Raw genomic sequence first — 9,717 nt, 5'->3', positions numbered from 1 at the left:
GGCGCAGCCGGGCGCCCCATCCATGATCTGTTCGATCCCGGTGATGAACCCGCTATGGCCAAGGTCAACGCCGCGCTCGAAGGCAAGACCGACAAGCAGAAAAACCCTCACCCACCAGGCTCGCTCGCGTTCGCCTCGTGGATCTGCGCGCGCCTCGGCGGCTGGACCGGCTATTATGGAAAACCCGGACCCGTCGTCATACTCGAAGGCCTCTTACGCCTTCAGACGATGCTACAAGGATACGCACTACACCATGTGTGAATCTCGTAGGGCGAAGGCCGGGGTCCAGTTGGGGGACGCTGGTAACTGGTGCCCCGCATTACAACGACAGCCTTCCCAACTGGGCCCCGGCCTTCGCCGGGGAACAAGTAGAGCATATGCTCGAAGGGATAACCGCCGAACACGTCCGGGTGACGTGGCGCTTGGATGGGAGCAGCACGCGCTACTCCGCGATGACAGCCTCGACCTTGCCCTTGGGTTTCTTGAGTAGCAGCACGAGCGGCACGACCGCGATCGAGATCCACGCCATCAGGTAGAAATCGTCGATATAGGCGATCATTGCCGCCTGCTGGTTGATCATGCCGTCGGCGAAGCCGAACACGCTGTCCGACAGGACACCGAACCGGTCGATCGAGCTGAGGTCGATCGCCGGGATCGTCTGGGAGGTCACGTGGCTGGCGAGATCGGCATGGCTGGTCTGGATGTTGCGGGCGAGCAGCACCGTCACCATCGAGATGCCCGCCGACTGGCCGATGCTGCGCATCAGGTTGAGCAGGCTGGCACCGTCCGTGCGGAATTCGTGGCTCAGCGTCGCGAAGGCGAGCGAGTTGAGCGGCATGAATACAAGTCCCATGCCGAGACCCTGGACGAAGCCGCTGATGATCACGGGCCAGAAATCCATCTCCAGCGTCCAACTCGCCATCTGGCGCAGCGAGAAGGAGAAGATGATCAGCCCGACCGTGATGAGGATGCGGGTGTCGATCTTGCCCATCATGCGGCCGGCGAACCACATGGTCATCAAGACGCCGACGCCGCGCGGCGCCATCATCATGCCGGTATCGACCACCGGATAGCCGAACAATTGCTGTAGCATCGGTGGCAGCAGCGCCATCGGCGCCATGGTCGAAATACCGATCACGATCATGAAGATCATGCCCATCACCAGGTTGCGGTTGGTGAACAGGGCACGCTCGAACAGCGGTTTCTCGGCCGTCGCGAGATGGACGACGCCCATCCATAACGCCGCGGCCGCGATCATCGCCTCGATGGTGATCTCCCAGCTCGAGAACCAGTCGGCCTGCTGGCCGCGGTCGAGCATGAGCTGGAAGCTGGCGACGGCGATCGAGATCATCGCAAAGCCGGTAATGTCGAAGGATCGCGTGCGCCTTGGCCGGGACGGCAGCAGGAACCACAGGATCGCGAAGGTGAGGGCACCGACGGGCACGTTCACATAGAACACCCAGCGCCAGTTATAGCTCTCGGTCAGCCAGCCGCCGATCACCGGGCCCATGATCGGGCCGACCATCACGCCCATGCCCCAGACGGACATGGCCTTGGCTGCGTCTTCCGGCCGGTTGATGTCGAGCATCGCCGTTTGCGACAGCGGGCCGATAAAGGCGGCGGTGACGCCCTGGAAGATGCGGAATGCGACCATTTCCTCCAGGCTGACGGCGGTGCCGCACAGCATCGAGGCGATGATGAAGCCGCCGACCGCGAACAGGAACAGGTTGCGCGAGCCGAACCGGTCGGCGAGCCACCCGGTCGCAGGGATCGCGATGGCCGATGCAACGATATAGCTGGTCAGCACCCAGGTGACGGTATCCATCGTCGCGCCGAGGCTGGTCTGCATGTGCGGCAGCGCGACGTTGGCGATCGTGGTGTCGAGGATCTGCATGATCATCGCACCCATGATGCCGACGGTCAGCAGGCCCCGGTTCCTGACCGGGAGCGAGGCCTGACCGGGGACGGGATCAGGCACAACGATTCTTCGTGTCGATCGAGATGTCGCTGCTGAGTCCGGCGATCATCGGGCGCGCCGGCGTGCCGTCGACCGCGATGCGGACCGGAACGCGCTGGGTGACCTTTACCCAGTTGCCATTGGCATTCTGCGCCGGCAGCACCGAGAATTCGGAACCGGTACCAGCGCCGATGCTGGCGACATGACCCCTTACCTTCAGGCCGGGATAGGCGTCGAACCTGATCTCGGCGCATTGGCCGACGGCCATATGGTTGAGGTCGGTTTCCTTGAAATTGGCTTCGATCCATGCCGCGTGGCTCGCGACGAGGCTCAGCACCGGCACGCCGCTCGGCATGATGTTGCCGACCTGCAGGCGGCTCGTCTGACTCACCACGCCATCCTCGGGCGCGTAGACCGTGGTGCGGGACAGATCGAGGGCCGCCTTGGCACGCTGCGCCATGGCGGCCTGGACTGCCGCCGGGACGCCCGAAGCGCCACCGCCGCTGCCGACCTGCTCACGCGCCTTGGCCGCGCTCGCCCGAGCCGTGGCAAGGCGGGCCTGGGCGGCAGAGACTTGCTGGGCCGCGGCGTCAAGGCTGGCGCGGGTGGTGAAGCCCTGCTTCATCAGCGCGGCCTGACGATCATAGGTCGCCTGGGCGAGCTTGATATCGGCATTGGCGCTCTGGATATCGGCACTGGCGCTGCCCGCGTCCGTGGCCAGCGTGTCGATCTGCACGCGCGCGGCGGCGATGGCGGCATCGGCCTGGGCCAGCGCAATGCGGAAAGGCTCCGGATCGATGCGGAACAGCACGTCGCCGGCCTTCACCCGTTGGTTCTCACGGACGTTGACCGAGACGATGCGGCCGGTGACATCCGGGCTGATCGAGACCATGTCCTGCTGGACATAGGCATTGTCGGTCGAGACGTAACGACCCGAGGTCAGCCAGAAATAACCGCCGAGCGCGACGAGCAGCAGCGGCACGCTGAGCATCAGTACGATGCGGCCCCAGGCGCGCTTCTTCTTCGCGGGCGGCGCGGAGACTTCCTCGGGGGTGATGGCGATGGTGTCGGCCTTGGTCCGGTCGATCTTGGGGTCTGCATCAGCCATGGGTGGCCTCGTCACTTTCGAACTGGGTGTTGAGATTGGTGCGGATGGTGGCGAGCGAGGCCATCAGCTGGGTGCGCTGGGCCTCGTCGAGACCGTAGAGCGCTGCTTCGACCATATCCTCGGCGAGCGCGCGAAGCTGATCGAGGATCGGGAGCGCCTTAGGCGTCAGGAAGATCTGCCAGGCGCGACGATCGGCCGGGTCAGGCCGGCGCTCGACCAGATTTGCTTCCTCGAGGCGGTCGATCATACGGGAGAGGGTGATCGGCTCGACCTCGAGCAGGTCGGCCATGCCACCCTGGTTGATGCCCTCGTGACGCTTTAGCGTGGTAAGCGTGCGCCACTGAGTCCGCGTCACGCCGATCAGGCGCGCGCGTTCGTCGAAACGCCGGCGCATCAGCCGCGAAACATCGCTAATCATGAAGCCCACGGAGTCACTCATGGGCGCGCATATAATAAGCATGCTTATATAATCCTAGCCCCGGCTGAGTGATAATTTTGCATTGCAGCATGCAGGAGCGGACATGCAGGAAGAAATGACCGGAGGATGCCAGTGCGGCCGGGTGCGCTACCAGGCGACGATCGGTGACCGCGATGCCTATCTCTGCCATTGCCGGATGTGCCAGCGCGCAACGGGCGGCGTGTCGATTGCGTTCAAGAGCCTGCCAAAAGCCCATGTGCGGTGGGAGAGGGAGCCTGACCGATATGCGTCTTCGCCGATTGCCGTGCGCGGCTTTTGCGCCGCATGTGGCACGCCGCTGACCTATGAAGCGCATGACAATGACCATATGGATCTGACCATCGGGAGCTTCGACGATCCTTACGGCTTCGTGCCGACCGAGCACTCTGGTGCGGAGAGCTGGCACCAAGCGTGGCTTGACACGACGGGCCTGCCCGCCGAACGGACTGACCAGAACCACCGCCTCGTGCAACGCTGGATGGACGCCATTGGCAAGCTCCCCGATTGAACCGAATTTCTTCGACAGCTTCGACGGCCAGCGCATGGCGTGGCGGGAGATGGGAGAGGGGCGGCCGGTCATATTGATCCACGGCTTCTTCTCCGACGCCTTCACCAACTGGATCCGCTACGGCCATGCCGAGAAGGTGGCGGCCAGGGGATTCCGGGTGATCATGCCCGATCTTCGTGCGCATGGATCCAGCGCAAAGCCCCACGATGCGGCAAGTTATCCGCCCGACGTGCTGGCGCAGGACCAGTTCGCGCTGATCGCGCATCTCGGTCTCACCGATTACGATCTGGGCGGTTATTCGCTGGGTGCACGCACCACGGTCCGCATGCTGATGAAGGGCGCCACGCCGGGCAAAGTCATTTTGTCGGGCATGGGCCTGTCGGGCCTGGTCGGCACTGCGCGGCGCGGCGACCATTTCCGCCATATCCTGACCAATCTCGGCAAGCATGAACGCGGCACGCCGGAGTGGCTGGCCGAGGCGTTCCTGAAGACCACCAAGGGCGATCCGGTCGCGCTGCTCCGGATCATCGACACCTTCGTCAACACCGATCAGGCCGATGTCGTGGCGATCAAGGCGCCGGTACTGGTCCTGACGGGGGACGAGGACAATGACAATGGATCGGCGGCCGAGCTGGCGGCGATCCTGCCCAACGCGATGCTGCGAACTACGCCGGGTGGGCATATGAGCGCCGTGACCAAGCCCGAACTGGGCCAGGAGATTGCAGACTTCCTCGCCGCTTGACCGCGGAGCGGGGGCGTCACAACGTGGCGCATCACCCGATTTTATCGAGGACCCCGCATGATCCGCACTGGAATCTCAACTTTCGCCCTGATGCTGTCGCTGGCGACACCAGCGCTTGCCCAGACCGAGAAGCCCGCCACCACGACGCTCACCGCGGCCGACGCCGACGCATTCGTGGCGAAGACCGAGAAGGACCTGTCCGATTTCTCGGTCACCGCGAACCAGGTCGGCTGGGTCAATGCGACCTATATCACCGACGATACCGATGCGATCGCCGCGCGGGTCAACGCGCAACAGACCGAATTGCAGGTAAAGGCGGCGCTAGAAGCGGCGAAGTTCGACAAGGTCGCCGGCCTTTCGCCCGACACGCGGCGCAAGCTCGATCTGCTCCGGAACGCCATCACCCTGCCGGCGCCGACACGACCGGGCGCTGCCGACACGCTGGCGACCCTGGTGACCGGCATGTCCTCCTCTTACGGCAAGGGCAAGGGCACGCTCGACGGCAAGCCGATCAACGGCAGCGATATCGAGGCCGCGATGGGCACCGAGCGCGACCCGGCCAAGCTGAAAGAGATGTGGGTAAGCTGGCACGACAATGTCGGCGCGCCGATGCGCGGCGACTATCAGCGGATGGTGTCGATCGCCAATGAGGGGGCGGTCGGGCTTGGTTACAAGGACACCGGGGCATTGTGGCGCTCGGGCTATGACATGGACCCGGCTGCCTTCGCCAAACTGACCGACACGCTGTGGAAGCAGGTCGAGCCGCTCTACCAGTCGCTTCACAGCTATGTCCGATGGAAGCTCAACGAGAAATATGGCGATGCGGTCCAGGCCAAAACCGGTCCGATCCGTGCCGACCTGCTCGGCAATATGTGGGCGCAGGAATGGGGTAATATCTATGACATCGTCGCACCGAAGGGGGCAGGCGATCTCGGCTTCGACACGGGCGAACTGCTCAAGGAAAAGGGCTATGATCCGGTCAAGATGGTGAAGACCGGTGAGGGTTTCTATTCCTCGGTCGGCTTCGCGCCGCTGCCCGAGACCTTCTGGACCAGATCGCAGATCGTGAAACCTGCCGACCGCGAGGTGATCTGCCATGCCTCGGCCTGGGACATCGACAACAAGGACGATATCCGCATCAAGATGTGCACCAAGGTGAATGGCGACGACTTCGTCACCATCCATCACGAGCTTGGTCATAATTATTACCAGCGGGCGTACAACAAGCAGCCCTTTCTCTACATGAACGGCGCGAATGACGGCTTCCACGAAGCGATCGGCGACTTCGTCGCGCTGTCGATCACGCCGGATTATCTCGTGCAGATCGGGCTGCTCGACCAGTCCAAGGTGCCGAGCGCCGACAAGGACATCGGCCTGTTGCTGAAGCAGGCGATGGACAAGGTCGCGTTCCTGCCGTTCGGCCTGCTGATCGACAAATGGCGCTGGGGCGTATTTTCCGGACAGATCAAGCCGGCGGATTACGAGGCATCATGGAACGCGCTGCGCTTGCAATATCAGGGGATCGTGCCGCCGGTCGATCGCGACGAGACGAAGTTCGATCCGGGCGCGAAATATCACGTGCCGGCGAGCGTGCCGTACACGCGCTATTTCCTGGCGCGATTGCTCCAGTTCCAATTCTACAAGGCGGCGTGCGACAAGGCCGGTTGGAAGGGCCCGCTGCACCGCTGTTCCTTCTACGGAAACAAGGAAGTGGGGGCGAAGCTGAATGAGATGCTCGAGATGGGGCAGTCCAAGCCATGGCCCGACGCGCTCCAAGCGTTCACGGGCACCCGTGAGATGTCGGGTGAAGCAATGGTCGAGTATTTTGCGCCGCTGAAGGCGTGGCTGGACGAGCAGAACAAGGGCAAGCCGACCGGGTGGTAAGCGTTTTCCCTTTCGCAGCGGGAGGGAGGGGCCGCGAAGAGGCGGAAGGGTGAGGGTGACTTTTGCTGCCACTCTCACCCTGGTAACCCTCATCCGGCGCTTCGCGCCACCTTCTCCCGACGGGAGAAGGATTTAGGCGGGGATGCGGTTGGGGATCGTGCCTTCGTCCGCGATCCCGGCTTCGAAGGAGGCGGAGGAGTCGGTGCCATCCGCCTGATGCGCGCCATCACGATGCAGCAGTGTATCCAGATCGGTCGGAATCCGATCGCGGAATGCGTACAGCGCTGCGGTCGCGGCAGCGCCGACTGCGGCGACGCCACCGACGATAGCAGCGGTGCCCCAATGGCTGGCGGACTTCTTGGCGGAGGTGCCGTTCTTGCCGCGAACCGGCGTTTTGCGCGTGGCCGGCTTGGCAGCGGTCTTGCTGGCCACGGTCTTGCTTGCCGCAGTGGGTTTGCGGGCCGCAGCGGGTTTGCGCGGGGCGGTCGGCGTCTTTGCGGCGGTAGCCATGTGCATGCTCCTCAAGAATATTGAGCAGCCGTAACGCACGAGACGCAAAGGGTTTCCAAGGGGCGGCCGACATCCAGCCCATGCCGGCCTGCAAAGCGCGATTTAGCGGAAAGGCGGCTCGTTGAACGCGCGCAGTTTCCGCGAGTGCAGCTTGGCCCCTTCGCGCCGCAATTCCTCGCAGGCCTGGATGCCGATGCGCATATGCTCGCTGATCGCACGCTCATAGAAGCGGTTGGCCTGCCCAGGCAATTTGAGCTCGCCGTGAAGCGGTTTGTCCGACACGCAGAGCAAGGTGCCGTAGGGGACCCGGAAGCGATAGCCCTGGGCAGCGATTGTCGCCGATTCCATGTCGATGCCCACCGCGCGCGACAGGGAGAAGCGCAAAGCAGAGCGGGCGTAGCGCAGTTCCCAGTTGCGGTCGTCGGTCGTGACGATGGTCCCGGTGCGCAGGCGGCGCTTCAGTTCCTCGCCCGACTGGCCGGACACGATTTCGGCCGCGCGGGCGAGCGCGAGCTGGACTTCGGCGATGGCGGGCACCGGGATTTCCGGCKGCAGGACATCGTCGAGCACATGGTCGTCGCGCAGATAGGCGTGCGCCAGGACATAGTCGCCGATGCGCTGGCTCGGGCGCAGGCCGCCGCAATGGCCGATCATCATCCAGGCCTCGGGCCGCACGACGGCGAGGTGATCGGTGATCGTCTTCGCGTTGGACGGACCGACCCCGATATTGACCAGCGTGATGCCGGTACGGTCGTCGGCCATCAGATGATAGGCAGGCATCTGGTGCCGGCGCCACGCGCTGCTGTCGGCCAGCATTGCCTCGACATCGTCGCCGGCGCGCATGATCGTGCCTCCGGCGCCAGACACGCCGGTGAAGCGGCTGCCCTCGCCGAGTTGTGCGCATGCCCAGCGGACGAACTCATCCACGTAACGGTGATAGTTGGTGAACAGCACATAGCGCTGGACATGCTCCGGCGGTGTGCCGGTGTAATGACGCAGGCGAGCGAGCGAGAAATCGGTGCGCAGCCCATCGAACAGGGCTAGTGGGCGCGTGCCGTCCGCGTCGGTATAGAGGCCGTCGGCGATCTCGTCACCGATATAGGCAAGCTCGGTGGCCGGGAAATGGCGCGCCAGATCGAGCGCCGAGACCTCATCCAGGCTCATCGCGTGGCCGGCGTCGAGCACATAGGGGAAGGGGATTTCCTGCCGGCCCGGTACAGCCTCGACCAGCACGTCGTAATCCTCGATCAGCAGGGTGAGCTGTTCGGTCAGATAATCGGCGAAGATGGACGGCTTGGTCACGCTGATGCGATACTCGCCCGGTGTCACGAGGCGGCCGAAGGAACGGAGTGGTGTCGGGCGATCATTGTCGCCGCGATAGCGCAGTCTGATCTCGGGATAGGCGAAGCTGCCATCATGACGCGCTTCGCTGGGTGGGACCGAACCATCGGTGAGATAGGCTGTGAGTGCCGCCTGCAGCCGCTCGACCGATGCGCGGTAGAGGGTATCCAGCTGGGCGACGATATCGGAGGCAGTCGTCATCCTCCGTGGCTAAAGCACGCGCATGACGCTGGCAAGACAGGCCCCAGGCAGGGAAATGCCCGAGGCAGGCAATGAACGAGGCGCCGCTGAAGGCGCCCCGTTCATGTAGGATCAGGATTTGTCGTCGTCGTCGCGCAGTTTGCTGATGCCATAAGCGGCACCCGCGACGGCGGCCGTGGCGCCCGCCGCGATGGCGGCGGCAGCGGCGGGATGTTCCTTCACCGCCTCAACCGTCGATTCGACTGCCGCCCCGATCGCATCCTGCGCACGTTCGAGAAAGGACTTTTCTTCCGCATTCGATGCGGTGGTATTGGTCTGGTCGGTCATGGCATGCCTCCTTGGTCGATCGCTACCCCGCAACGCCGGGGATTCCCGCGAGTTCCCGGCGGGGAGGCGGATCGTTGCCCAACCGCGCCCCGCCGAGTTTTTGACCGAGGCTCGGGCCTCAGAGTTCGTTCAGCATGTGCTCGGCGGTCGACACGTTGAATTCGCCGGGCGCCTCGACATTGAGCTGCTCGACGACGCCATCATTGACGACCATCGAATAACGCTGGCCGCGCTTGCCCAGGCCGAACTTCGACCCGTCCATGGTCAGGCCGACCGCCTCGGCGAAAGTGCCGTTGCCGTCCGCGAGCATGGTCACGGCCTCGGCATCGTTCGCCTTGCTCCAGGCACCCATCACGAACGGGTCGTTGACCGCCGTGCAGGCGATCTCGTCGATGCCCTTGGCCTTCAGTTCGGCGGCCTTGTCGAGATAGCCGGGGAGGTGCTTGGCCGAGCAGGTCGGTGTGAACGCGCCGGGTACGGAGAACAGGGCGACCTTGCGGCCGGCGAAATACTCGTCCGAGCTGACCTGCTCGGGGCCATTGGCGGTCGCCTTGACGAGGGTGGTGCTGGGCAGCCGATCGCCGACGCTGATGGTCATGTTGGAATCCTCCTGGGGCCGCCTTGGGCGCCTTGTTGTCATATTGCCGCGAGACTGCGGCGGAGCCTACCTCGTGCAGGCGCG

At 64.0% G+C, this 9,717-nt stretch carries 10 protein-coding genes and 1 pseudogene; 4 read left to right on the top strand and 7 right to left on the bottom strand.

From position 1 onward, the window contains the following. A pseudogene (locus AC1DT7_RS04945) lies at positions 1-261 on the top strand (hypothetical protein); the annotation flags it as partial. A 181-nt stretch (positions 262-442) separates the two neighbouring features. Here the strand turns inward: AC1DT7_RS04945 and AC1DT7_RS04940 are convergent. The 3 genes from AC1DT7_RS04940 to AC1DT7_RS04930 are packed head-to-tail and all read right to left on the bottom strand — an operon-like array spanning position 443 to position 3,504. Beyond that, the gene (locus AC1DT7_RS04940) at positions 443-1,978 is read right to left on the bottom strand and encodes a DHA2 family efflux MFS transporter permease subunit (RefSeq protein ID WP_478034630.1); all 1,536 of its coding nucleotides are present in this window, start codon (positions 1,976-1,978) and stop codon (positions 443-445) included. Further along, positions 1,971-3,065, bottom strand: coding sequence for an HlyD family secretion protein (locus tag AC1DT7_RS04935; RefSeq protein WP_478034628.1), 1,095 nt, complete (start codon positions 3,063-3,065; stop codon positions 1,971-1,973). The genes AC1DT7_RS04940 and AC1DT7_RS04935 overlap by 8 nt, the downstream gene beginning before the upstream one ends. After that, positions 3,058-3,504, bottom strand: a complete 447-nt coding sequence (locus AC1DT7_RS04930) for a MarR family winged helix-turn-helix transcriptional regulator (protein ID WP_478034627.1) — start codon at positions 3,502-3,504, stop codon at positions 3,058-3,060. The genes AC1DT7_RS04935 and AC1DT7_RS04930 overlap by 8 nt, the downstream gene beginning before the upstream one ends. Before the next feature lie 82 nt (positions 3,505-3,586). On the opposite strand from AC1DT7_RS04930, the gene AC1DT7_RS04925 reads away from it, so the two are divergent. Genes AC1DT7_RS04925 through AC1DT7_RS04915 form a run of 3 tightly spaced genes read left to right on the top strand, consistent with a single transcriptional unit; the run spans position 3,587 to position 6,656 of the window. Then, complete coding sequence (locus AC1DT7_RS04925; protein ID WP_478034626.1) at positions 3,587-4,030, top strand: GFA family protein; 444 nt, start codon at positions 3,587-3,589, stop codon at positions 4,028-4,030. Beyond that, entirely contained in the window at positions 4,011-4,772 is a 762-nt protein-coding gene (locus tag AC1DT7_RS04920; RefSeq protein ID WP_478034625.1) for an alpha/beta fold hydrolase, read from the top strand. The genes AC1DT7_RS04925 and AC1DT7_RS04920 overlap by 20 nt, the downstream gene beginning before the upstream one ends. Before the next feature lie 57 nt (positions 4,773-4,829). Beyond that, positions 4,830-6,656, top strand: a complete 1,827-nt coding sequence (locus AC1DT7_RS04915; protein ID WP_478034623.1) for a M2 family metallopeptidase — start codon at positions 4,830-4,832, stop codon at positions 6,654-6,656. Between the two features lie 132 nt (positions 6,657-6,788). Here the strand turns inward: AC1DT7_RS04915 and AC1DT7_RS04910 are convergent, their stop codons facing one another. From AC1DT7_RS04910 to AC1DT7_RS04895, 4 genes are all read right to left on the bottom strand, one after another. Next, positions 6,789-7,166 (bottom strand): hypothetical protein, encoded by a 378-nt coding sequence (locus tag AC1DT7_RS04910; RefSeq protein WP_478034622.1) that lies wholly within the window; start codon positions 7,164-7,166, stop codon positions 6,789-6,791. Between the two features lie 102 nt (positions 7,167-7,268). Next, the gene (locus AC1DT7_RS04905; protein ID WP_478034621.1) at positions 7,269-8,708 is read right to left on the bottom strand and encodes an AMP nucleosidase; all 1,440 of its coding nucleotides are present in this window, start codon (positions 8,706-8,708) and stop codon (positions 7,269-7,271) included. 111 nt (positions 8,709-8,819) lie between these two features. After that, a complete protein-coding gene (locus tag AC1DT7_RS04900; protein ID WP_478034620.1) occupies positions 8,820-9,035 on the bottom strand; it encodes a hypothetical protein in 216 nt (71 codons plus the stop codon). A gap of 118 nt (positions 9,036-9,153) precedes the next feature. Further along, a complete protein-coding gene (locus tag AC1DT7_RS04895; protein ID WP_478034619.1) occupies positions 9,154-9,633 on the bottom strand; it encodes a redoxin family protein in 480 nt (159 codons plus the stop codon). Positions 9,634-9,717 lie beyond the last annotated feature (84 nt).

The organism is Sphingomonas sp. P3_C6, from assembly GCF_056402595.1.
The sequence above is the reverse complement of the archived record's forward strand: the minus strand, read 5'-3'. Positions and strand labels throughout refer to the sequence as shown.